The organism is Flavobacterium sp. AC274 (assembly GCF_979258275.1).
In genome coordinates this window covers 4983930-5009401 of record NZ_OZ409852.1, presented here as the reverse complement: position 1 = coordinate 5009401, position 25472 = coordinate 4983930, and the positions used below count along the sequence as shown (strand labels likewise).

Annotated in this window: 22 protein-coding genes; 7 read left to right on the top strand and 15 right to left on the bottom strand. The window is 33.4% G+C overall.

Annotated elements, in window-relative coordinates; all coding sequences use genetic code 11:
* Positions 1 to 142 precede the first annotated feature (142 nt).
* The 5 genes from ACZZZT_RS22585 (at position 143) to ACZZZT_RS22565 (ending at position 9628) form a co-directional block, all read left to right on the top strand.
* The gene (locus ACZZZT_RS22585) at positions 143 to 1519 is read left to right on the top strand and encodes a peptidylprolyl isomerase (protein WP_463462030.1); all 1377 of its coding nucleotides are present in this window, start codon (positions 143 to 145) and stop codon (positions 1517 to 1519) included.
* Positions 1520 to 1597: 78 nt separating this feature from the next.
* On the top strand, positions 1598 to 2551 hold the full coding sequence (locus tag ACZZZT_RS22580) for an AAA family ATPase (RefSeq protein ID WP_073397295.1): 954 nt from the start codon (positions 1598 to 1600) through the stop codon (positions 2549 to 2551).
* A 431-nt stretch (positions 2552 to 2982) separates the two neighbouring features.
* The gene (locus tag ACZZZT_RS22575) at positions 2983 to 5754 is read left to right on the top strand and encodes a bifunctional aconitate hydratase 2/2-methylisocitrate dehydratase (protein WP_042564015.1); all 2772 of its coding nucleotides are present in this window, start codon (positions 2983 to 2985) and stop codon (positions 5752 to 5754) included.
* Positions 5755 to 5885: 131 nt separating this feature from the next.
* Positions 5886 to 8150, top strand: a complete 2265-nt coding sequence (locus ACZZZT_RS22570) for an aconitate hydratase (protein ID WP_463462029.1) — start codon at positions 5886 to 5888, stop codon at positions 8148 to 8150.
* A gap of 338 nt (positions 8151 to 8488) precedes the next feature.
* Positions 8489 to 9628, top strand: coding sequence for a C40 family peptidase (locus tag ACZZZT_RS22565; RefSeq protein WP_463462028.1), 1140 nt, complete (start codon positions 8489 to 8491; stop codon positions 9626 to 9628).
* 8 nt (positions 9629 to 9636) lie between these two features.
* On the opposite strand, the gene ACZZZT_RS22560 is transcribed toward ACZZZT_RS22565, so the two are convergent.
* From ACZZZT_RS22560 to ACZZZT_RS22540, 5 genes are all read right to left on the bottom strand, one after another.
* Positions 9637 to 9903 (bottom strand): response regulator, encoded by a 267-nt coding sequence (locus tag ACZZZT_RS22560; protein ID WP_463462027.1) that lies wholly within the window; start codon positions 9901 to 9903, stop codon positions 9637 to 9639.
* Between the two features lie 111 nt (positions 9904 to 10014).
* Entirely contained in the window at positions 10015 to 11322 is a 1308-nt protein-coding gene (locus tag ACZZZT_RS22555) for a sensor histidine kinase (protein WP_463462026.1), read from the bottom strand.
* A 506-nt stretch (positions 11323 to 11828) separates the two neighbouring features.
* Positions 11829 to 12230 carry a DUF5958 family protein gene (locus tag ACZZZT_RS22550; protein WP_463462025.1) on the bottom strand — a complete coding sequence of 134 codons (402 nt, stop codon included), beginning with the start codon at positions 12228 to 12230 and terminating at the stop codon, positions 11829 to 11831.
* Between the two features lie 17 nt (positions 12231 to 12247).
* Positions 12248 to 12634: a hypothetical protein gene (locus ACZZZT_RS22545; protein WP_463462024.1), complete on the bottom strand. Its 387-nt coding sequence runs from the start codon at positions 12632 to 12634 to the stop codon at positions 12248 to 12250.
* Positions 12635 to 12686: 52 nt separating this feature from the next.
* Positions 12687 to 13067, bottom strand: a complete 381-nt coding sequence (locus tag ACZZZT_RS22540; RefSeq protein ID WP_463462023.1) for a hypothetical protein — start codon at positions 13065 to 13067, stop codon at positions 12687 to 12689.
* A 302-nt stretch (positions 13068 to 13369) separates the two neighbouring features.
* On the opposite strand from ACZZZT_RS22540, the gene ACZZZT_RS22535 reads away from it, so the two are divergent.
* Positions 13370 to 14782, top strand: a complete 1413-nt coding sequence (locus ACZZZT_RS22535) for an APC family permease (protein ID WP_463462022.1) — start codon at positions 13370 to 13372, stop codon at positions 14780 to 14782.
* 161 nt (positions 14783 to 14943) lie between these two features.
* On the opposite strand, the gene ACZZZT_RS22530 is transcribed toward ACZZZT_RS22535, so the two are convergent.
* The 8 genes from ACZZZT_RS22530 to ACZZZT_RS22495 form a co-directional block, all read right to left on the bottom strand.
* Positions 14944 to 15981: an alpha/beta hydrolase gene (locus ACZZZT_RS22530; protein ID WP_463462021.1), complete on the bottom strand. Its 1038-nt coding sequence runs from the start codon at positions 15979 to 15981 to the stop codon at positions 14944 to 14946.
* 249 nt (positions 15982 to 16230) lie between these two features.
* The gene (locus tag ACZZZT_RS22525) at positions 16231 to 16635 is read right to left on the bottom strand and encodes an MFS transporter (RefSeq protein ID WP_463462020.1); all 405 of its coding nucleotides are present in this window, start codon (positions 16633 to 16635) and stop codon (positions 16231 to 16233) included.
* 225 nt (positions 16636 to 16860) lie between these two features.
* A complete protein-coding gene (locus ACZZZT_RS22520; protein WP_042564026.1) occupies positions 16861 to 17322 on the bottom strand; it encodes a DUF1810 domain-containing protein in 462 nt (153 codons plus the stop codon).
* A gap of 93 nt (positions 17323 to 17415) precedes the next feature.
* Positions 17416 to 18093: an alpha-ketoglutarate-dependent dioxygenase AlkB family protein gene (locus ACZZZT_RS22515; protein WP_073397310.1), complete on the bottom strand. Its 678-nt coding sequence runs from the start codon at positions 18091 to 18093 to the stop codon at positions 17416 to 17418.
* Positions 18094 to 18129: 36 nt separating this feature from the next.
* Positions 18130 to 19509 carry an exonuclease domain-containing protein gene (locus ACZZZT_RS22510; protein ID WP_463462019.1) on the bottom strand — a complete coding sequence of 460 codons (1380 nt, stop codon included), beginning with the start codon at positions 19507 to 19509 and terminating at the stop codon, positions 18130 to 18132.
* An 86-nt stretch (positions 19510 to 19595) separates the two neighbouring features.
* Positions 19596 to 20063: a DinB/UmuC family translesion DNA polymerase gene (locus ACZZZT_RS22505; protein ID WP_463462484.1), complete on the bottom strand. Its 468-nt coding sequence runs from the start codon at positions 20061 to 20063 to the stop codon at positions 19596 to 19598.
* Positions 20027 to 20854, bottom strand: a complete 828-nt coding sequence (locus ACZZZT_RS22500) for a Y-family DNA polymerase (RefSeq protein WP_463462018.1) — start codon at positions 20852 to 20854, stop codon at positions 20027 to 20029. Before ACZZZT_RS22500 ends, ACZZZT_RS22505 begins: the two co-directional genes overlap by 37 nt.
* Positions 20855 to 20953: 99 nt before the next feature.
* Positions 20954 to 21403 carry a LexA family protein gene (locus ACZZZT_RS22495; protein WP_082036927.1) on the bottom strand — a complete coding sequence of 150 codons (450 nt, stop codon included), beginning with the start codon at positions 21401 to 21403 and terminating at the stop codon, positions 20954 to 20956.
* Between the two features lie 97 nt (positions 21404 to 21500).
* On the opposite strand from ACZZZT_RS22495, the gene ACZZZT_RS22490 reads away from it, so the two are divergent.
* Positions 21501 to 22274, top strand: a complete 774-nt coding sequence (locus tag ACZZZT_RS22490) for an XRE family transcriptional regulator (protein WP_042564084.1) — start codon at positions 21501 to 21503, stop codon at positions 22272 to 22274.
* A gap of 66 nt (positions 22275 to 22340) precedes the next feature.
* Here ACZZZT_RS22490 and ACZZZT_RS22485 read toward each other — a convergent pair whose 3' ends face one another.
* Positions 22341 to 24062, bottom strand: a complete 1722-nt coding sequence (locus tag ACZZZT_RS22485) for a HAMP domain-containing sensor histidine kinase (RefSeq protein ID WP_463462017.1) — start codon at positions 24060 to 24062, stop codon at positions 22341 to 22343.
* 200 nt (positions 24063 to 24262) lie between these two features.
* A complete protein-coding gene (locus tag ACZZZT_RS22480) occupies positions 24263 to 25390 on the bottom strand; it encodes a sensor protein KdpD (RefSeq protein WP_463462016.1) in 1128 nt (375 codons plus the stop codon).
* Positions 25391 to 25472: the final 82 nt, after the last annotated feature.

Below are 25472 nucleotides of genomic sequence, written 5' to 3'. Positions count from 1 at the left end.
AATGTTTCAGAATAAATTTTTGAAAGAGAAATAAATGAATTGGTAGTTTAAATAAAGTCTAAAAGCATTCAAATTAAATTTAAAATAATGTTATTAAAAAAATTCAGCTAAAAACAATTGATTACAAATTTGGGTTAACAATATGTTTTTTACTTTTTTCAACTCATTTATTTCAGCACAGGAAATTATTCCGGATGTTGTTGTAGCAGAAAAACCAGTTGAAGCTCCTTCTGGGCAGAGGCAAAAAATTGACGGTATTATTGCAACTGTTGGAGATTATATTGTTTTAGATTCTGATATTGATAAAGGATATTTAGAAATTACCAGTCAGGGAGGTTCTACAAAAGATATTACAAGATGCCAAATGCTTGGTAAACTTTTAGAGGATAAATTATATGCGCATCAGGCTATTCAGGATAGTATTATTGTAAGCGATGCTGAAGTAAGAGGAATGATGGAAGAGCGTCTAAACTATATGATGCAGCAAGTTGGAGACATAAACAAGGTTGTAGCTTATTATAAGAAAAACTCTGTAGAAGAATTCAAAACTTACTTTGCTGATATCTTAAAAGAGCAAAAGCTAGCTTCTGAAATGCAGAAAAAAATTATTGATGCAGTTGAGATTACACCGGAAGAAGTTCGTAATTTCTTTAAAAAAATACCAAAAGATGAATTGCCAACTTTTGGAGCAGAAATGGAAGTAGCACAAATTGTTGTAGAACCAAAAGTTTCAAAAGAAGACGAGCAAAAGGTTATTGACCGATTAAATGGTATTAGAAAAGATGTATTAGACGGATCTAGTTTTGCTACCAAAGCAGTTTTATATTCACAAGACCCGGGATCATCTTCTAGTGGAGGTTTCTATAAAATGACAAGAAAAACTCCTTTCGTAAAAGAGTTTAAAGATGTTGCTTTTAGTTTGGCAGAAGGAGAAATTTCGGAACCATTTAAAACTAATTTTGGATATCATATTATTATGGTAGATAAAATAAAAGGACAGGAAGTGGAATTACGTCATATTTTAATAGCTCCAACTGTTTCTGAAGATGCTTTGAAAGAAGCTAAAGAAAGAATCATAAACATTAGAAAAAAGATTGAAAGTAAAGAAATTTCTTTTGCTGATGCAGCCAGAACAGAATCTGATGAAAAAGAAACAAGAGCAAATGGTGGTACCTTAGTAAATCCTAATACACAAGACACACGTTTTGAATTGACTAAAATGGATCCGACATTATACAGTCAGGTTTCAAATTTAAAGGATGCTGAAATTTCTCAGCCACTTTTAAACACAGATGAAAAAGGTAAAAAAACATATAAGTTAATTACTGTTACCAACAGAATTGAAGAGCATACGGCGGATTATGCTAAAGATTATACTAAAATTAAAGAATTAGCATTAAAAGAAAAACAAATCAATGCCATTGCTAAATGGTTTGACGAAAAAATAAAAGATACCTATATCAAAATTATTGGAGAGTACAGAGATTGTACTTTTACAAACAATTGGTTGAAAAAATAATTTTTATTAAATAAATAAAAAGAGTTAGTTTTATGATTTCATAGCGCTAACTCTTTTTAATTTTAAATATATTCATAAATGTCTGACGTAACAGCAATTCATAATTTAGTTCAAAAACGTAACGAATTAAAAACCGAAATAGCAAAAATAATTGTAGGGCAGGACGCCGTTGTAGATCAAATTTTACTTTGTATATTTTCGGGCGGACATGCTCTTTTGATAGGTGTGCCGGGATTAGCAAAAACATTATTAATAAATACTTTGTCTCAGGCATTAGGTTTAGATTTTAAAAGAATTCAATTTACGCCGGATTTAATGCCGTCAGATATTTTAGGAAGTGAAATTTTAGATGAAAATAGAAGGTTTAAATTTATAAAAGGACCTGTTTTTTCTAATATTATCCTGGCTGATGAGATTAATAGAACACCGCCAAAAACACAAGCAGCTTTACTTGAAGCGATGCAGGAACGTTCTGTTACAATCGCTGGTGAAAATCATAAATTAGATTTACCTTATTTTGTATTAGCAACTCAAAACCCAATTGAGCAAGAAGGAACTTACCCGTTGCCGGAAGCCCAGTTAGACCGTTTTATGTTTGCTATAAAATTAGAATATCCTAGTTTTGAAGAAGAAGTGCAAGTCGTAAAGCGTACAACTTCTGATGCTAAAACAACTATAAATCCATTATTTACAGCACAGGAAATTATCGATTTTCAACATTTAATCCGCAGAATTCCGGTAGCAGATAATGTTATTGAATATGCGGTGTCTTTAGTAAGTAAAACACGTCCGGATAATAAGCTGACAAATGATTTTGTTAGAAATTATTTAGATTGGGGAGCTGGACCAAGAGCGTCTCAAAATTTAATTTTGGCAGCAAAAGCACATGCCGCTTTTAATGGTAAATTTTCACCTGATATTGAAGATGTAAAAGCAGTTGCAATTGGTATTTTACGCCACAGAATTATTAAAAATTATAAAGCTGATGCTGAAGGAATAACGGAAGAAATTATTATTCAGAAATTATTATAAAACTAACAGAGTTTGCGAAAAGCCTAACATTAAATTGTTAGGCTTTTTTTGTTTGATTTGAAATTCATATCGTAAAATAATCTTTAATAAAACTTCGATAAAATTTTATTTCAATATCATTGAAAAAGTGAATTTGACGTCAACTATAACGATGTAAATTCTAATTTAGAAAGATTCTTTACTTAAAACAGGCTCAAAATAGGGTTTGTTTATAACAACAAATTTCGACTTTGTTAAAGAAAAGATTTTAAAATATCAATAATTCATTTTTTTATTTCAAAATTGATATTTTCGCAATAACAAGCGATCAAAATCGTTTTTTAACAATAATAATTTTTGAAAAGGCGACTTCTATTATATTTTTTTAATTCTCGGCTTTAATAGCTAAATTTGCGAACAAAAAAATAAAAATACCTAGAAATACCTCTACTATGAACATTTATAAGGATTACATCCAGGAAATTGAAGAAAGAAAAGGTCAAGGGCTTCACCCGAAACCAATTGATGGTGCTGAATTATTAAGCGAAATCATTGAACAAATTAAAGATTTGAATAATGAATACAGAGAAGATTCTCTTAAGTTCTTTATTTATAATGTTGTACCGGGAACGACGAGCGCAGCTGGTCTGAAGGCTAAATTTCTAAAAGAAATCATTCTTGGTCAATCCATAGTAAAAGAAATAACACCTGCTTTTGCTTTTGAGTTATTATCACACATGAAAGGTGGGCCTTCAATCGAGGTATTACTTGATTTAGCACTTGGTAATGATGCTGCTATTGCAAAAGAAGCAGCAAATGTTCTTAAAACACAAGTTTACCTTTATGAGGCAGATACAGACCGTTTAAAAGAAGCATTTAAAAATGAAAATCCAATTGCCAGAGAAATTCTGGAAAGCTACGCAAAGGCAGAGTTTTTTACTTCATTACCAGAAGTAGTTGAAGAAATTAAAGTAGTTACATATATTGCTGGTGAAGGAGATATTTCTACAGATTTATTATCTCCGGGTAATCAGGCTCACTCTCGTTCTGACCGTGAACTTCACGGTAAATGTATGATTACTCCTCAGGCACAAGACGAAATCAAGATGCTGCAAGCTCAGTATCCTGATGCAAGTGTGATGTTAATTGCAGAGAAAGGTACAATGGGTGTAGGTTCGTCAAGAATGTCAGGTGTAAATAACGTGGCACTTTGGACAGGTAAACAAGCAAGTCCATACGTTCCATTTATTAATATTGCTCCAATTGTTGCAGGAACAAATGGTATTTCTCCAATTTTCCTAACAACGGTTGATGTTACTGGTGGAATTGGTTTAGACCTTAAAAACTGGGTAAAAAAGCTTGACGCAAATGGTGATATTATTCGTAATGAGAATAATGAGCCTATTTTAGAAGAAGCTTATTCTGTTGCTACAGGAACTGTATTAACAATAAATACAAAAACTAAGAAGCTTTATAATGGCGATAAAGAGTTAATTGATATTTCAAAGGCATTCACGCCTCAGAAAATGGAATTCATTAAAGCTGGAGGGTCATATGCAATTGTATTTGGTAAAAAACTTCAAACATTAGCAGCGAAAGTTCTTGATATTGAAGCACCACTTGTATTTGCTCCATCAAAAGAGATTTCTATTGAAGGGCAAGGTCTTACAGCTGTGGAAAAAATCTTTAACAGAAATGCTGTTGGTATCACTCCGGGTAAAGTATTACACGCGGGTTCAGATGTTCGTGTAGAAGTTAATATCGTAGGTTCACAAGATACGACTGGTCTTATGACTGCTCAGGAATTAGAATCTATGGCTGCTACAGTAATTTCGCCAATCGTTGATGGTGCTTACCAATCAGGTTGTCACACAGCTTCAGTATGGGATAAAAAAGCTCAGGCAAATATTCCAAAATTGATGAAATTTATGAATGATTTCGGTTTAATCACAGCACGTGACCCTAAAGCCATTTATCATTCAATGACAGATGTAATTCACAAAGTTTTAAACGATATTACAATAGATGAATGGGCTATCATTATTGGTGGTGACTCTCATACAAGAATGTCAAAAGGTGTTGCTTTTGGTGCTGACTCAGGAACAGTTGCTCTTGCACTTGCAACAGGAGAGGCTTCAATGCCAATTCCAGAATCTGTAAAAGTTACTTTTATTGGAGAAATGAAAGGTTATATGGACTTCCGTGATGTAGTTCATTCAACACAATCTCAAATGCTTAAGAAATTTGGTGGTGAAAATGTATTCCAAGGAAGAATTATTGAAGTTCATCTTGGTACTCTTACTGCTGACCAAGCATTTACCTTTACGGATTGGACTGCAGAAATGAAAGCAAAAGCTTCTATCTGTATTTCTGAAGATGATACTTTGATTGATTCACTGGAGATTGCAAAAGGAAGAATCCAGATCATGATCGACAAAGGGATGGATAATCACAAACAAGTTCTTCAAGGATTGATTAATAAAGCAGATAAGAGAATTTCTGAAATTAAATCAGCTGAGAAACCAGCCTTAACTCCAGATGCAAATGCTAAGTATTATGCTGAAGTAGTTGTAGATCTTGATCAAATTGTAGAACCAATGATTGCCGATCCGGACGTTAACAATGTTGATGTTTCAAAAAGATATACGCACGATACTATCAGACCTCTTTCTTTTTATGGAGGAGTGAAAAAAGTAGACCTTGGATTTATCGGTTCTTGTATGGTTCACAAAGGAGATATGAAAATCCTTGCCCAAATGCTTAAAAATATAGAAGATTTACATGGTAAAGTTGAGTTTAAAGCACCGCTTGTAGTAGCTCCACCAACTTATAACATTGTAGATGAGCTTAAAGCTGAAGGTGATTGGGAAGTTTTACAGAAATACTCTGGTTTCGAATTCGACGATAATGCGCCTAAAGGAGCTGCACGTACAGAATACGAAAACATGTTGTACTTAGAACGTCCAGGATGTAACCTTTGTATGGGTAACCAGGAAAAAGCTGCAAAAGGAGATACTGTAATGGCAACTTCGACACGTTTATTCCAAGGAAGAGTTGTAGAAGATACTGAAGGTAAAAAAGGAGAATCATTGCTTTCTTCAACGCCAGTAGTAGTTTTGTCTACAATTCTTGGCAGAACTCCTACAATGGATGAATATACAGCTGCAGTAGAAGGTATTAGTTTGACTAAGTTTGCGCCTTCTAGCAAGCAACTAGTGATGTAATATATAGCATTAGTTATAATCATTATATATAAAAAGCCCGAGTGATAAACTCGGGCTTTTTCTTTTCTGGCTCCTCTATTTTTTGTACCTTGTCGTGTTCAAAATAAAATAAAACAAAACAATTATAACTTATGGCTTTTGATATTGAAATGATAAAAAAAGTGTATGAGAACATGCCCGGTCGTGTTGATAAAGCACGCGAGATTGTTGGTCGTCCACTTACTTTAACGGAGAAAATTTTGTACAATCACCTTTGGGATGGAAATCCAACGAAGGCGTTTGGAAGAGGTGTTGATTATGTTGATTTTGCACCGGACCGTGTTGCATGTCAGGATGCAACTGCTCAAATGGCATTATTACAATTTATGCACGCCGGAAAGAAAACAGTTGCTGTTCCTACAACAGTTCACTGCGATCACTTGATTCAGGCAAAAGTAGATGCTGCAACCGATTTGGCCAGAGCAAAAACACAAAGTAACGAAGTTTTCGATTTCTTATCGTCAGTTTCTAATAAATACGGAATTGGTTTTTGGAAGCCAGGAGCCGGAATTATTCACCAGGTAGTGCTTGAAAATTATGCTTTTCCGGGCGGAATGATGATTGGTACCGATTCTCATACTGTAAATGCAGGTGGTCTAGGAATGGTAGCTATTGGTGTTGGTGGTGCTGATGCCGTAGACGTTATGTCTGGTATGGCTTGGGAATTAAAATTCCCTAAATTAATTGGAGTAAAACTAACTGGTAAATTATCAGGATGGACTGCTCCCAAAGATGTTATCCTTAAAGTTGCCGGTATACTTACTGTAAAAGGTGGTACAGGTGCTATAGTTGAATATTTTGGTGAAGGTGCAACTTCTATGTCATGTACAGGAAAAGGTACGATTTGTAATATGGGTGCTGAAATTGGAGCTACAACTTCAACTTTTGGTTATGATGATTCTATGAGTCGTTACCTGCGTTCTACAGGCAGAGCTGATGTTGCTGATGCGGCAGATAAAGTAGCTCCTTACTTAACAGGAGATCCGGAAGTTTATGCTAACCCGGAACAATATTTTGATCAGTTAATCGAAATCAATTTATCAGAATTAGAGCCACATTTAAATGGTCCTTTTACACCGGATTTGGCAACTCCAATTTCTAAAATGAAAGAAGAAGCAATCAAAAATAACTGGCCATTACAAATTCAGGTTGGTTTAATTGGTTCTTGTACAAACTCTTCTTACGAAGATATTGCTCGTGCCGCTTCTTTGGCAAAACAAGTAAGTGATAAAAACTTAAAAACCAAATCTCAATTTACAATTACTCCAGGTTCTGAAGTAGTTCGTTATACAATTGAAAGAGATGGATTTATCGATACTTTCGAAAAAATTGGGGCTACCGTTTTTGCTAACGCCTGCGGACCATGTATTGGTATGTGGGACAGAGATGGAGCAGAGAAAGAAGAAAGAAATACTATTGTTCACTCTTTTAACCGTAACTTCTCAAAGCGTGCAGATGGTAATCCAAATACTTTAGCTTTCGTGGGTTCTCCTGAATTGGTAACTGCAATGGCTATTGCCGGTGATTTAGGCTTCAATCCATTAACAGATACTTTGATCAATGAAGATGGAGAAGAAGTAAGACTTGAAGCGCCAACAGGAGACGAATTGCCTCCAAGAGGTTTTGATGCCGAAGATCCTGGATTTCAGGCTCCGGCTGAAGATGGTTCAAGTGTTCAGGTTGTGGTAGATCCTGCATCAGAACGTTTGCAATTATTAGCTCCTTTTGATGCTTGGGATGGTAAAAATATTACAGGTGCTAAATTGTTGATCAAAGCATTTGGAAAATGTACTACAGATCACATTTCTATGGCTGGACCATGGTTGCGTTTCCGCGGACATTTGGATAATATTTCTAACAATATGTTGATTGGTGCTGTAAATGCATTCAATCAAAAAACAAACTCAGTTAGAAATCAGTTAACAGGAGAGTATGATGCAGTTCCTGCTGTAGCTCGTGCATACAAAGCTGCCGGAGTTCCATCAATCGTTGTGGGAGATCACAATTATGGTGAAGGTTCTTCTCGTGAGCATGCTGCTATGGAGCCACGTTTCTTAGGTGTTAAAGCAGTATTGGTAAAATCGTTTGCACGTATTCATGAAACAAACCTTAAAAAACAAGGGCTTTTAGGATTAACTTTTGCTAATGAAGCAGATTACGATAAAATTCAGGAAAATGATACAATTAACTTTATTGATTTAACTGAGTTCGCTCCTGGAAAACCATTAACGTTAGAGTTTCTTCATACAGATGGTTCTAAAGATATTATCCTAGCAAACCATACTTACAATGCAGGTCAGATTGGCTGGTTCGTTGCGGGGTCAGCATTAAATTTAATTGCTGCCGGAAAAGCTTAATCTATATGATTTAATTATGCTAAAAACGCTCTGTGAAAACAGGGCGTTTTTATTTCAGGTAAGCTGCAGTATGATATTTAATAAAAAATAATTATATTTGCAGGATAAAACTTATATATTTTGATTTAATAATGAATTTTATATGTTTTGTTTAATGTAGTGATTTTGAGTTTATTACTTTTAAATCGATTGAATTTTGTTAATTTGAACTTAATAAGTTGTTAAAAAAGACGTTTTTTTTGCATAAAAATGTTAAATTCGCCTTATTAGTAAAAGAATCGTTCTTTTTTTGAGTTTATAAAATGAACTACAAAATTTAAAAAAAATTCCCCCAAGAAATGAATTTTAAGTTAGTCGTCATAATGTTGTTTTTAAGTTTAAGTGTTTTTTCGCAGGAAAAATATATTAAGCACACTATTTCTAAGGGTGACAATATCACTACAATTGCAAAAAAGTACGGAGTAAAACCTAAAGCTATTATAGATGCAAATCCTAATGCTCCTAAAATTTTAAAGCTAAACTCGGTTTTGCTAATTCCCAATACAAATCAAACTACTGTAGCAACAACAAATGAAGTTGCTGTAAATAATAATACTCCTGGAACACACGAGGTTTTGGCTAAAGAAACGCTGTGGGGAATATCCAAAAAATACAATATTTCAGTCGAAGATTTAAAAAAATCCAATCCGCTTCTGGAAACAGAAGGTTTAAAAATTGGGCAGCAAATTATTATTCCATCCAATTCAATTGCAGTATCAGAAAAACCAATTGATGATCTTAAAATTGTAACAGATGTTGAAGTGGTTGTAGAAGTTCAGCCAAAAGAAACTAAATACGCAATTGCAAAAAGATATGGACTAACAGTAGCTGAATTAGAAAGGCAAAATCCATTTATTAAAGGGAAATTACCGGTTGGTTATGTTTTGAAAATTAGAACTTCAAAAGAAAAAGCAGATGCTGCTGCAGCTTTGGTTTCTCCACAAGAAATAAAAGAGACAATAACACCATCGTCTGAAACACAAATTGCAGAAAACACACCTCCGGCAATTCAAACTGATTCAACGAGTACAATTATAAAAGTAAGTAATCATTCTGAATTAGTCGATCAATTAATAGTAAACGCAACAGAAAATATCGGGACAAGATATCGATCGGGCGGTACTACAAAAGCAGGTTTTGATTGTTCAGGTTTAATGATTTCGACTTTTAGTAATTTTGATATTAAATTGCCCCGAAGTTCAATAGAGCAATCCCGCATTGGAATGAAAGTTACTACTGATGAAGCCCAAAAAGGCGATTTGATTTTCTTTAAAACAAATGGAAGAAGACAAATTAATCATGTTGGAATGGTAGTAGAAGTTGTTGATGGTGAAATTAAATTTGTTCACTCTTCAACTCATGGCGGTGTAATGATTTCGTCAACAAAAGAACCTTATTACCAACGAGCTTTTTCACAAGTAAACAGAGTTTTGCAATAAAAGAGAAATTAATTAAAATGTAATTTCTTTTTGAAATCCTCGATTGGAAAAGGTTTATTTAAAAATTCAGTTACATAGTTATTCTCTTTGATTTTTTTTATTTCGTCAGAATCCAGAGTTGACGAAAGTACATAAATCTGATTTTCTTTTTTAAATTCGTCACTTAACTTATCGTATTCTTCCAAAAAATCAAAACCGTTCATTATTGGCATCTGTATATCCAATAGAATAATTAAAGTTTGGTTTAAGCCCTGATGGTTGTATAGCCACTCCAAACCTTCTCTGCCATTGTTAGTGATGTTTATGTCACTATCAAGAGATTTTTTATAAGCTGTTTGATGACGAGCTGATCTATCAGGTTGTCTTCAATTAATAAAAATACAGGTTTAAGATCCATGGTGGTTAGGGATTGTTATAATAAATTTACTTCCGATATTGTTTTCAGACAAGACGTAAATATTTCCTCTAATATTTTCAACGGCTTCTTTTACAATGTATAACCCCAGTCCTGATCCTTTGTTTTTGTTTGTTCCAAAATACATTTCAAAAATGTGGTCTTTAAATTCATCTTTAATTCCAATTCCGTTGTCAGATATTTCAATTTTATTACAACCATCAGCAATGTAGGTTTTAATAGCAATAAACATTTGCTGTTTGGTATTGTCGGCATATTTAATGGCATTTGAAAGTAGGTTGAAGATAATAATTTTTAAGCGTAAACTATCACTCTGAATTTCATCTACCAATAATTCTTTTGTAATGGATATTTGGCTGGCATTTTCAAAATGCATTAATTGTGAGATTGCTTCATCAAATATTTCCTGTAAGCTAACAGGCTCCAAGATGATTTGTTTTCGCTTATTTTTAGAATAATCGATAATATCACTAATAAATTGGTCTTGCCTGGCCAGACTCGTATGCATTAAAGTCAAATATTCCCTAATTTGATTAAGGTTGTTTTCTTCTTGGGTAATTTTGATTAATCCTTGTAAAGAGGTTATAGGAGATCTCAAATCATGTGATGCACTGTAAACAAAATGATCGAGTTCGTGATTAACCAATATTAAATTTTCATTTTTAACTTCTATTTCTTTTTTAGAAACTATGAGGCGTTTTACCATTATCGAATAATAAAGACAAACACTGCAAATGATAATCAGAATGAAGAAAACATTAGTAAAAATCAGTAAATCTTTTATTTTCCGTGTTCCTTCGCCTAATGTATTCGAAAAATTGCGTTCATTAATAGTGAGTTTATCACTTATTATGCTAATTTGCTGGAGGAATTTTTGTTGGTCGGCAGCGGTTAATATGTTATGTTTTATTTTGGCATTAATTTGTTCTCCTATAATGAATAATTTGAAGATTAATTTGTCGCCCTGTTCCCATTCGTTAATGGCTTTGGCTAAAAATGAAACCTTTTTAAAATTCACAAATAACCAAACAAGATCATCTAAATCTTCCTGATGATTTCTGCCAATTAGTAATGCTTTGCGGGCAATTGCATTATCTCCGGCTTTTAGTAATGCAACTCTGGCGGTTCCATCACCTTGCGGAACTTTTAGTTCTTCAAGATATAATTTCCATTGATTTTTGTCTTTAGTGTATAAATAGGTTATTAAATGTCGGGAAGCATCTTTTTGTCCTTTTGAATAATGTGATTCACCATTTACATAAGCTCTGGTTGCAGACAATGTTTTGATGGTGAAAAAGTTAATACAAATTAATAAAGCACAACAAACAAAAACTATTAAAATAAGTATGAAAACATTTGCAAAACGCAACTTCTTAAAAAATTGGGATTTAGACATAGTTTTCGAGTTTGTTGGTTGATAATCTGATTCTGATTTTTGGTTGTCTTTTGTGGAAAAAAGATATTTCTTGACAATAATCTTTGGAGCGAGATTATTGTAATTTTTAAACAAATGTTAATAAAAATTTTAAAATTTAACATCATTATATCGCTTAACTCAAAATTAGTAAAAAAATATTACGGTTTTACAAACGGTTTGTTTTTTCTGGTTAATTTTATTTTTTAAACGGATTAATTTTTAATGTATTGATTTTTAGTGTTTTGTATCTGTTTTAGAGGCTGTTGTTTAAAATTTGAAATAAATTCATTCTTACTCTGGTAGAAAAAGAAGTGCCAAATAAAAAAAGTTTTTGTTTAACTAATAGAGTGAAAAATAGATGCTTTTATTTATTCAATTTGATGCCAAAAATGGGCACAACCATTTTTACATTCTGTATTTCTTCTTTCTGTATCAGTAATTTTAAAGACCCAAAGCAAAGCGGTTATTGTTTTTTTATTTTCAATTTTGGGAAGTGTAAGCAATTTGTTAAATGCAATTCTTGTAGAATAATTTTTTAGAATTACAATTGGAGTATAAGTTGGTTTTAAAGGGATTGTATTTATCACCTCTTGATAACCTTCTGAATTGTAGTCGGTTTTATTCGGAATAGTATTAAATATGTAGTTTTTTAATGTTGTAAAAAGTCCTTCAAAATTATATTCTTCATCTTCCAATAAAAGTTTTAACCCAGTCTTAAAGTCAATTTTATCCTGAGCGATTTTGTTTATTATTTCTTCTTTAGAAGTCATTGAATGAAAAATGATGTTTAGCTTTTTAAAGGTTCAGTTTTTTTAATACGGCAAAGGATAATAAGCAAAATAGTAATAATTAGAAAAGGAGCAAAATACTTGATAGCAATTATAAAATCCTCCTGATTTTCACTAACTGTATGAGAAATGGTAAGCAAAGACCAAATGACAACAGAAATTATACTCAAAGTTCTTGCTTTGTTTACCTTTGACTTAAATAAAGAAAACAATGCTGTTAAATTTAGAATGGCACATATTTCTAAAAAGAATCTACAAATTAGAGCTGTTATTCCTTGATAACAAGAGCCTCCTTCAATTTCAAATTTTGCAGGCACAAAAGTGTAAGTGTAAAATGTTACGCCAATTAGAAGTATTGAAAATAAATATATCTGTTGTTTCTTCATTGAATTATTTTTCTTTGTCCAGGAATATTGTTGACTACTTCTTCTGTTTTAATTAGAACTTTTTAAAGATATAATCATCTATTAGAAAAGGAAGAATCATAGTTCCAAATAATAATGAAAAAGTGTAGAGATAATCAATTTTGTGTTTTGGAAATTTTCCAATTTCCGGTTCTCTTTTAAATATTTTGAAGTACAGTGTTCTGGTTATTTTTTGAATAATTAAAAAGATAAAAAGCATTTGCGAACCGAAATAACTTAGATTTCTCATTTCATTATTAGAGTTGTCTTCAATTAGAATTCCTGCAATGATTAATAAAAATGCAATTGAAATCCAGATTAGAAATATTTTTTTTTGATTTAATTTTTCGATTTGAAATCCCACAATAACTATTGGAATTATAAAAATTATATAAAGCAGAATGTCAATATTCATTTTTGGTGTTTGTTCTAATTATTAATTCTCTTTTTTATTTTTCAAATGTAAACAATTGAATAATTATAATTTTGGCAAAGAACCGTAAACATAATTATTATCTAAAAACTTCTAATGAAAGGAGATTTGCGTGAGGGATAGAGGCGGTATCCTTTTGTGAAGTGAAACGGAACAAAAGATATAGCCGAAAGCCCGACCCGGAGGGACACGCCCAAAATATTTTTGCAGCATCTAAAATCTATAAACTAAAATCTAGAATTTCAGAAAAAAGTATATCTTTAACCAACCCAAAAAACAAAATAATGCAAGAAGAAAACCAGGAAAATTTTAAAAGAGAACTCGGATTACTAGACGGAACCATGCTTGTTGTGGGTTCTATGATTGGTTCAGGAATATTTATAGTAAGTGCCGATATCGCAAGACAAGTAGGATCTGCGGGATGGTTAACGCTGACTTGGCTTATTTCCGGATTAATTACGATTATTGCTGCTGTAAGTTATGGCGAGTTGAGTGCCATGTTTCCAAAAGCAGGCGGACAATACGTTTATCTAAAAGAAGCTTACAACAAATTGATTGCTTTTTTATACGGATGGAGCTTTTTTGCGGTTATTCAAACCGGAACTATTGCTGCTGTTGGTGTGGCTTTTTCGAAATTTGCAGCTTATCTTTATGAACCATTAAGTGATGAAAATATACTTTTTGAATTAGGCTCTTTTAAATTGAATGCCGCACAAATTGTTTCGATTTTGACAATTGTTTTATTGACTTATATTAATAGTCGCGGTGTTAAAAACGGAAAAATTCTTCAAACCGTTCTTACGATTATCAAAATTTTATCATTAGTAGGTTTAATCGTTTTTGGACTAACGCTTGCAGCAAAAGCTTCAATATGGGATGCCAATTGGGCAGATGCCTGGACAACACGCTCATACAATGCTGAAAGCGGATCTTGGCTACCAATTAGTGGAACGGCTTTGATTACCGGAATTTCTGCTGCAATGGTAGGATCCTTATTTTCAAGTGATGCCTGGAACGGAGTAACTTTTATTGCAGGAGAAATTAAGAATCCGAAACGCAACGTTGGTTTTAGTTTATTTCTTGGAACTTTTATCGTAACAATTATTTATGTTTTAACAAATTTGATGTATCTGGCTGTAATTCCGCTAGACGAAATAGCAACAGCAAAATCGGATAGGGTAGCAGTAGTGGCCTCTCAATATATTTTTGGAAATATTGGAACGTTGATTATCGCAATTATGATTATGATTTCGACTTTTGCCTGCAATAATGGATTAATCATGGCGGGCGCACGAGTATATTATACGATGGCAAACGACGGTTTATTCTTTAAAAAAGCGGCAGTTCTTAATAAAGCAAGCGTTCCTGAATGGGCATTATGGGCGCAATGTATCTGGGCTTCGGCTTTGTGTTTAACAGGGAAATATGGAGATTTATTAGATTTTGTAATCATCATTGTTTTGATTTTTTACATCTTAACAATTTACGGAATCTTTATTTTACGTAAAAAAATGCCAGATGCAGAAAGACCATATAAAGCCTTTGGATACCCATTTTTACCTATGTTGTATATCGTGATTGCAACTGCAATTTGTATATCGTTATTAATTACAAAATTTTCAACTTGTGGCTGGGGAATTCTAATTATGTTAATCGGAATTCCGGTTTATTATTTAACAAAACCGAAAGAGAGTTAAAAAAAGATGCTAAGGTTCTAAGTTGCTAAGATTCTAAGGATTTTTTCTAGCGAGAAAATTTAAGACTTTAGATAGAATAAAAAGCGCCTTGTTTTTCAAGGCGCTTTGTTTTTTACAAATATGTCTTTCTAAATCTGTATATTCAGATTCTGGTGGTGCAATTATTTTAAATATTTGGTAAGTTCGGCAGCAGCCTGAAGAAATAAAGTTTTCGTTTGCGGAATCTCGGCTAAACCATTCAATAAACCAAAATCATGAATTACATCATTGTAACGAATTGTTGTTACAACCACTCCAGCATCGCTCAGTTTACGTCCGTAAGCTTCGCCTTCATCTCTTAAAATATCATTTTCGGCAACCTGAATCAAAGTTGGTGGCAAACCTTTTAACTGCGCTAAACTAGCTTGTAAAGGCGAAGCGTAAATTTCTTTTCTTTTTGATGGATCAACATATTGGTCCCACATCCATTGCATCAAAGTGCTGGTTAGAAAGCGCTGTTTTCCATACAATTTATAAGACTCCGTTTCAAAATTTGCATCGGTTACGGGCCAGAATAAAATTTGAACTTTAAACAATGGCGTTCCTTTTTCTTTTGCCATTAAAGCACTTGCAGTGGCTAAATTTCCGCCGGCGCTATTACCTACAATTCCCAATTTGCTTCCGTCAACATTTATTTCATCTCCATGTGCAGCGATCCATTTTGCTGCTGCATAAACTTCATTTACAGGTTGTGGATATTTAACTTCTGGCGAAAGTGAATAGTTTACAAAAACACCAACATAACCGGTAAGTACACTTAAATCGCGAACCATACGCTTGTGTGTGGGATAATCACCCAAAACCCAGCCTCCGCCATGAATGAACATGAAAACGGGTAGTTTTCCTTTTGCTCCTTTTGGGCGAACAATGTTGAGCTTTATTTTATATCCATCGGCAGTAATTTCTTTTTCAGATTCATCGATTCCTGATAAATCAACTTTAAATGCATTTTGTGCACCAACAAGTACATTTCGGGCATCGGCAACCGGAAGCGATTCTAAGGGTGCTCCTCCCGAATTTAGTGGTTTCAAAAATTCTTTTACCGCAGGTGTCAAATGCGGATCTGTTGCGTAATCAACTTGTGCATAGCTTTTCATAGTAGTATTTGCTAAAATAATAAACAGGGTTAATACTATTTTTTGGTAGTCAAAATTCTTCATTATAAAGTGGTTTTAAGATTAATTTTTTATAAGAAACCAATATATATGCCACAGCGAAGAAGTGCTGAAAGAGTAGTGATTATGCTTGTTTTTAGCTTATTTGAAGTACTATATTTCGCTAATTTATTTTAGTTTAGTGAAATTTCGTTAGGAGAAATTGTGAAACAGTAAAATGTAAAAAAGAGAGATTATGAAGTTGTTTTTCCTGGTGAATTTGTGTAAAAGGTTGCTTTTTTTGCGGTAAAATTACTATTCTGAAAAATCGTTAGTAATTTTTTCTTCTGTTGGTCTCAAAAAGATAAGATATATTATAACAAGTATTCCAAATATTAAAAAATCAGGTTTCATAATTAATATTATAAAGGCAGTACCTTCAAGAATTGCCCAGCGAATGATCGAAGCCGTTTGATAAACTGGTAATTTATTTTCAAGTTTCAAATTTCGATCTACTTGCTTTAATTGTGATTTAAATAGAAAATTAGCCATGATAATGGCTAAAAAAGGTATAATAGCAAATACAATCGACGAAGAATCGATAGTGGGAATTGTTTTTAATTTTTCAACTGAAATTTCTCCTATTACAAAATAAGCAACTATTAATCCTGCACAAAGTGCAAAATGTATTATCTGGAGAGTTTTGATTTTTTCGGTCATTTTGGTTGATTTAAGAGATTGATTTAGTAACTACTAATATAGAATTAATTATGGTGCGAAATAATCAATTATTAAAAAGGGAAAAAATAACAATGAAATCTTAGAATCTGGCGTGAAATAAAAATCTCGCAAACTCATCAGAATCGCAAAGAAAATAAACTTTGCGCCTTAGCGAATTTGCGAGCAGAAAACCATTCGTATTAAACCTTTGTTTAAACTTTTCGGTTAAAAAACAGTAGATTCAATAGAAGGTTTTATAGTTGAATTAATAATGGTCAAAGTAAGTGGATCTTCTTCTCCGGAAAAGAACGCATCCAGTATTTCCTTAAATATTGGATTTGTATTTTCTGCCAAAGAAAAAAGAGTCATTGACGAACGAAGTTTTCGAGCGTCCAGATCTCCAAAAATACCATCTGCTGATTTTCTTTTAAAAGTCAATAGCAACTCTGATATTTCTATAAGGTGTTTTCCTAAAATAGGATGTTCTAAAAATGCAGAAGCCTCTTTTAGATCATTAATGGCATAATAATTTGCAGTATCGCTGGTGCCCAATCCTTTTAATTGAGGAAAAATGAACCACATCCAGTGTGTCTCTTTTTTTCCTTTTTTGATTTCAGAAAAAGCAGTAAGATAAAGTTTATTTTGTGCATCTAAAAAACGCATTAAATCATTGTTTGAGTAAGCCATTTTGGTATTATATATATGAAAAAAAGGGTGCGAAAGTACTAAAAAAAATACGGTATGCCTAATAAAAGGTTCATACTGTGAGCGTTTTAACTTTTAGAGGAGGAATTTTTGTACACTATTTCTAGTGTGAAAATGTTGTACGTTATCTTCTTTACGATAAATTCTTCTAAAAGTCAAATTGATTCTGGGTAACACATTTCGAGCTGTTTTGGGAACCTCGTGTTGCCAAAAACTGTTGGTTGTTCCTGCCATAAGCAGAAAAGAACCATGATGTAAAGGAATCTCGACCTGCGGAATATCTTTTCTAAATTTATGACGCAGTCTGAACATTCTCGTCTCTCCAAAAGTCACCGAAGCAATAATCGGATTTTGTCCTGTATTGTGTTCTTTATCACTATGCCACCCCACGCCATCTTTGCCGTTTCGGTATAAATTGAGTAATACGGCATTAAAATCAAGCTGTGTTTCTTTTTCCACCCGGCTTCTTATTGTCAGCAATTCATAAGTCCAGTCAAGCCCATTCGGACTTGATCCGTGATTGTCTTTGTCTTCATACCAGGCAATCATTCTTGGTGCAGTATAAGTTTTATCATAGATTTCCATTTCATATTCTCTCCATTTGGTTTGATGAAGCAGTTTTTCATAAAAACGATCAGATTCTTCTTTAGTGAAGAAATTATCAATCAAAATTAGTTCTGTGTCAGGCAGATTATATACAATTTTACCACGATTTCCAGTAGTAAATAATTCGGTATCGTTAAATAGTGTCATAAGTCAATGTTTAAGTTTATAGCTCTATCTTAAAATTTATTTTAAGAAGTGCTTGCTGAAAAAAACTTTCCGTGGATATTTCTCGGCATAAGCATAAATTAAATGTGTTATATATTGATTGCTCTTATAAGGGGTTATATAATCTTTTATATCTGATGGTTCAGTAATTGTAATATCAGATGCTATGTAGCCCATTCCGTAAAAATGTCCATTTTCAACCCAAATAAAACTGCGCTCATCTGCCGATCTGCCTTTGTCTATAATAGCAAAAGTGGGTCTGTTGCTTAATAAAAATTCAATGGCATTTTCAACCTGATCGTTATGAATCGTCATATCAGGCAATATTTTAATGTCTTGGTTCGGAAAAAATTCGGCTTCTTCCTGTTTAGAATATTTGCAAAATCGTTGATCGATTTCAAACTGTTCGGCCAGATTTCGCAATACATTTATTGCGTCATACAAGCTATTAAATTCATGAATGCAAACCTGAAATTTGCTTAGTTTTCCAACTGCCAGATATTTGTATCCGCTGCGGGCTTCATATTGGTAAAGTCCATATTTTGCCTCAAAACGTTTTAATGCTCTGTTGTATGTTGGCCAAAGTGTTTTAATTTCTGTGCATTCTAAGAGCAACGCCATTAGTTCGTTGCCACAAACTTCAAAAGAAATACTGTAGATATCGCGTAAGAAGTTTTGCCTTTGCGGATTAATTTTATGTCCACTAAAATGAGAAGCTACCCGTTTTTTTAAATTAATTGCTTTTCCAACATAAATAACCTTTTTCATCTGATTATAAAAATAATAAACACCGGGTTTTTCAGGCAATTGATTAAAATCGTCAGGCGGAAGATTAGGAGGCAAACGTTGATCTTGTGCTGTTTTCTTGATCATTTTCTCGATTTCGCCTTCATAATCCCATTCCAGTAATCGGGAAAATAATATTGCTGTCGCATCAGCATCACCGCCGGCACGATGTCGGTTTTCTAAATTTATATCTAATGAATTGCAAAGATTTCCTAAACTGTAAGACGAGAATCCAGGTCTTATTTTTCTTGCCGCGCGAACGGTGCACAATTTTCTCGCCGTCCACTTAAACCCCGCTTGTTCAAGTTGATGGCGCACGAAAGAATAATCAAAGTTGACATTATGTGCAACGAAAACGCGATCTGTAAGCATTTCCAGTACTTTCTCTGCAATATCATCAAATATAGGAGCGTTAGCTACCATTTCGTTATTAATACCCGTTAATGCAAAAATCGAAATCGGAATTTCCTTTTCCGGATTAACCAGTGTTTCAAAGCGATCAATTACATTTTTTCCGTCATGAATAATAATGGCAATTTCTGTAATGCGACTGCCACTGGCGTTTCCACCGGTGGTTTCGATATCTACTATGGCATATTCCAGCTTTTTCATCTTTATTATATAACGTGAAATCGATTATTTTCTATTATCTTATTAAATTAAAATCTGTGTTAGGTTATTCTTTTATTATTAGAATTTTAAACTTTAACTGTAATCACATCCTTGAGAGAAGTAGAAAAATTGGGAGATAATCTGTTCTGCTTCATTTTCCATTGCCGCCCTAAAGACTGCACACCGAATTTGATTTTATTATTACCATAATTTTGGTTCATTTCATCGATAACCTTCATTAAAGGTCGATGTTTGGGATTTGAAGTTTCGAATAAATTAAGCTGCGTTTCACTATTTGGTGTTAAGCCCATTACAATTACACCTGCTTTTTTATAACGATAGCCTTTTTTAAAAATAGCTTTAAATCCTTTTTGGGCAGCTTCATTCAGCTCTATTGTCGAATTGGTTGGAAAATCAGTTGTGATGGTAATACTTCGTGAATAATGTGAAGGCTCGTTCTTTAAAAAACTAGTTTGAATAAAAACAGTTACCATATTGCAATGACAATCCTGACGCCTTAATTTCTCGGCACAAGAAGCTGTAAACGTGCTGATTCTTTCTGATATTTCTTCATAAGTAGTATATTTTTTTCAAAAGATCTCGTAGTGGCAATCATTTTTCGGTCTGTGGCATCTTCTAATTCCAAAGTTGGTTTCCCTTCTAATTCATGTTTCAATCGGAGTCCTACTACAGACATTTCTTTTCTTACCCAGGCATCCGGAAATTGGGTAAATTCATAAGCTGTGTTGATTTTTTTTAATTTAAGTCGTTTGGCGTGTTTTCTTCCAATGCCCCAGACATCTTCAATTTTAGTCCACTTTAATGCTTTAATCCTTTTTTCTTCAGAGTCAATACAATAAACACCCTGCGTACGATCTGCAAATTTTCGGGCAATTTTATTCGCCATTTTTGCCAAAGCTTTCGTAGGCGCAAAACCTATACTAACAGGAATGCCTGTTCCTTGTGTCACTTCTTTCCGCATTTTTAAACCCAGCGTATTCAGATCAAATAAATCGTAACCTGAAAATTTAAGAAAAGCTTCATCAATACTGTAAATTTCGATTTCGGGCGTATATGTTTGAAGCAAATTCATTACCCGATTGCTCATATCGCCGTACAGCGGATAATTAGAAGAATAAACAAAAATGTTTTTTTCCTTAAAAACAGATTCATACTTAAAAGCAGGAATAGCCATTGGTATGCCCAAAGCCCTGGCTTCGTCAGAACGCGAAATAACACAGCCATCATTGTTAGAGAGAATAACGATAGGTTTTCCTCTTAAACTTGGATCAAATACTCTTTGACAAGAAGCATAAAAATTGTTACAATCAACTAAAGCAAACATTTCTAAACGTGTTTTTTATTTCTTATTCTGTTACCCTGAGCGGAGTCGAAGGGCCTCATTGTGTAAAAGGTCTTCGACTCCGCTCAGACTGACAATAACTCAAAAAGATTTAATACTATGAATCACAATTCCCCAAATTACAAAGTTGTTTTCCGGAGTTACTTTTATAGGCTGATAATCTTCATTTTCGGCAATAAGCCAGATGATGTCTTTTTCTATTCTGATACGTTTTACAGTAAATTCACCATCAATTTGGCAAACAGCAATTTTATTATTTTGAGGCTCCAGACTTTTATCAATAATCAATAAATCACCGTCACTGATACCGGCATTTTTCATAGAATGGCCTTTTACCCTGGCAAAATAAGTAGTGTATTTATGTTTAATGAATTCTTTGTTGAGATCAATCGATAATTCGATAAAATCATCAGCAGGCGAAGGAAAACCGGCGCTAATACCAACGTCAAAAAATGGCAAATTTACTTCTGAACTTACATCCGGAATGTAGAACTCTATTGATTTCGTGGTATTTATATTCATCAATTTCATAATCACTTCAAAAATTTATTTTTTGCACATCACAAAATTAGTACAGATGATAACATTTTTTTGTATATTTGCTGTTCCAAATTATAACAAATTAATTATGTCCTTATTTTCAGATAATATCAGAGCATTGAGGGTTAAGCATAAAATATCGCAGGAGAAATTAGCTGAAAACCTTAGAATTACCCGTGGTAGATACGTTAAATACGAAGACGGAACTTCAGAAGCACCGTATGATATCTTAAAGCAGATTGCTTTATATTTTCATATGAGTATCGATTTATTATTGTCTGTCGATATACGTAAAATCAATATAGAAAACTTGATAAAATTAGAAGGCAACCGACTTATTTTACCCATACAAGTGGATAGTTTTGGGGAGAATTACATTGAAATTGTATCTCAAAAAGCAAAAGCCGGATATCTTAACGGATATGCTGATCCGGAATATATTGAGAGTCTGCAACAAGTTTCGCTTCCATTTTTAGGACCGGGAAAACACCGCGGATTTCCTGTAGAAGGCGATTCGATGCCACCACACGAAGACGGTTCTATCATCATTGGGCGTTATGTAGAAAGGCTGGGAGAGGTGATGGATGGCAAAACCTATATCCTGATTACCAAAAACGAAGGAATGGTCTACAAACGTCTCAACAAGAATAAAAAGAATAGTTTGGTTCTGGAATCAGACAATCGTTTTTATCCGAATTATGAAGTAAAAGCCTCAGATATTTTAGAAATCTGGGAATACGAATGCAACATCGGACGCAGTGATAAACGACACGAACAAACAGAATCGCAAAGTATGAAAGATTTGCTTTTGGAGGTAAAAAGAGAGGTTATGGAGATTAAAAATAATACTTCGAATGCATAATTTTTTTCGCCACGAATTCACGAATTATTTTAAATCAAAATTCGTGAATTTGTGGCGAAAAAAAATCTAAACTTTCAACGAAAACCAAAACGTACTTCCCAAACCTAAATTACTTTCTACGCCAATTATCCCATTTTGGGCTTCAATAAATTCTTTGCTAATCGCTAAACCCAATCCTGTTCCTGATTTCTGGCTTCCCGGAATCTGGAAATATTTATCGAAAACTTTGTCTTTGTATCGCGCGTCAATTCCTTTTCCGGTATCAATAACCTGAAATACAATCTGATCGTTTTCATTTTTTAATTTGATAAGAATCGTACTTTTTTCAGATGAATATGTAATCGCGTTCGATAAATAATTAATCAAAACCCAGCCTGTTTTTTCGCTGTCGGCCTTTACATCCTGTAAGTTTTCATCGGCATCAATAATAAGTTTGATTTGTTTTTGTTCTGCCTGAACTTTTACCGCTTCAACAGCATAATTTACAATCGCATACGGATTGCTTTTTTCGATATTCAACTGAATATTTCCGGTTTCCAATTGTGATAAATTGAGTAATTCCCCTGTAATTTTCAATAACCTTTGGCTATCATCTTTAATACTTTCAACCAATTGTTTCTGGTCGTCGTTCATATCGCCGGTTTTAGTATTTTGGAGCAATTGCAAACTCAGTTTTATAGACGCAATTGGCGTTTTTAATTCGTGAGAAACTGTGGCAATAAAATTGGTTTTGGCAAAATCTAATTCTTTAAATAAGGTAATATTTCGCAGAATAATAACATCTCCAATATTGATTTCTTTTTCCTCACCCGTTGGTGTTATCGTGATATTGATTGTCTCTTTATCGAAATAACTTTCTTTTCCATTAGCAAAAATTTTCAAAGGTTTCTTTTTCTGCGAATCAGAATCTAATTCTTTTAAAATTAAGGAACGCATTAAATCATTCGATAAAGCGAGGGCAGAAGCCGATTTCCCCATGACATCTTCCAGTTTTAGACCAATGATTTTCAACGCTTCATTATTGGCAAACAAAATAATTCCTTCATTATCCAAACCAATAATTGGATCGTGCATATTATTAATAAGCGTTTCCAGTCGTTTTTTCTCAAAGAATAATTTGTACAAATTACTATTGTTATATTCCTGAAGTTTCTGCGCCATGGTATTAAACGATTTTGCCAAATCTCCATATTCATTGTGATTGGTAAAATGAACACGTTCTGAATAATTTTTATTGGCAATTTCTTTAATACTCAGCGTTAATTCCCTAATAGGATTGGCGATATTATGAGGCAAATTAATCAGCAAATTAAAGGCGATTAAAAAGCACAAAGTTCCCACAATAGCAATCCATAAATTGGCAGTTTCGGCGGTATGTTTGGCGATATCGCTTTTCTGTTTTATGGCATTCATATTGAGTTTCATGATCTCAAAAATATCCTGTCTGATTTGCATTTTTAAACTTTCATCAGAACTGTTTTTTTCTAAAAGAGCAAAGTTTTTCTGTAGATTATCCGTTCCTTTTTTCTCTCCGGCTTCGGTAACATTTTTCGTTTGGTTTAAGAGATTTTCTTTAAAAGTAACAATCGCATTTTCTTTATTTGCGTTAATTTCGTCTAATGCCAAAAGCATATTTCTGGAATATTCCAGCGTATTATAATTTGCTTTCAAAATATTTTCAGTATCTTTTTTTATAGAAAAAATATAAAAAGCACTTACCAATGTGAGTATAATTATTAATAAAAATAATAACCCAACTCCCAGATTCAATTTAGTTTTAATTCTCATGATGTTTGTTTAAAAACATTTATTTTTTTGAACCATATAAGTAATATAAGAAAATATAAGAAGATGCATAATTAAGTAAAGAAGACAAAACTTTGCGTCTCTGCGACTTTTCGAGCAAAAAAAATCAGCGAACTTTGCGGTTAATTTTCACACACTCTAATTTAAATGAACTTATATTACTTATATGGTTTAGAAATTTTTTAAGATAAAATAACCAGGTCAACATTTGATAATGAAAGCCGATTTAACAAACGCCTGAAAATTGTTGTAGACAAAATTACTTTAAATAAATTCAAATGTGGTTTTCCGATGCAGACAGTTGTAATTTGTTTTTCTTCTACCGCAATTACAATTGCATCGGCAATATTTTTGTGTTCCAATTTAATGACTTCTGCACCTAATTGTACCGCGAGTTTAAAATTATTAATCAAATGGCGTTGTTTGTCTAATGCGATTTTGGTGCTGCTTTCTTTAGGTGTTTCAACATACAAAACATACCACGAACCGTTGTAATAACTTGCCAAACGTGCCGCTTTTCTAATAACAATTTTTGCTGTTTTATCGTTACTGCTAATGCATGCCAACAATTTTTCGTGTTTTAAAGCGTGCAGTTGAGGTACTTCGTTTTCGACTTTTCTAACGACCTGACTTGCAACTTCTTTCAAAGCCAATTCACGCAATTGCAGAATTTGTTCCGATTTAAAAAAGTTCGTTAAAGCCGTCTGAATTTTATCAGCCGTATAAATTTTTCCTTCCTTCAAACGCGCAATCAAATCTTCAGAAGTCAAATCGATATTCACCACTTCATCTGCCAATCGCAAAACATTATCCGGAATCCGCTCCTGAACGTCAATTCCTGTAATACGTTTTACATCCTCATTCAAACTCTCAATATGCTGAATATTCACAGCCGAAATCACATTAATTCCCGCTTCCAGAATTTCCAAAACATCCTGCCAGCGTTTTTCATTTTTGCTTCCTTCAATATTTGTATGCGCCAGTTCATCCACAATTACCACTTCAGGTCTCAGGTTTATAATGGCTTGCACATCAAGTTCTTCAAGCTCTTTCCCTTTATAGAAAATGGTTCGCCGCGGAATCACGGGCAAACCAGATAAAAGTTCATGCGTTTCTTTTCGCATATGCGTTTCGATGTAACCAATTTTCACATCAATTCCGTTTTTCAACAGCGAATGCGCTTCCTGCAGCATACGGTACGTTTTACCCACACCGGCGCTCATACCAATGTAGACTTTAAACTTTCCTTTTCTTGATTTCTGAATTAAATCAAGAAAGTGTTGTGCGTTATTTTCTTTTTCTTCTTTCATGTTTTTGCCACGAAGGCGCTAAGTCACAAAGTTTTTTATTTTACCATTAAGATATTAAGTTAATAAAGGCAAAGCTTAAATA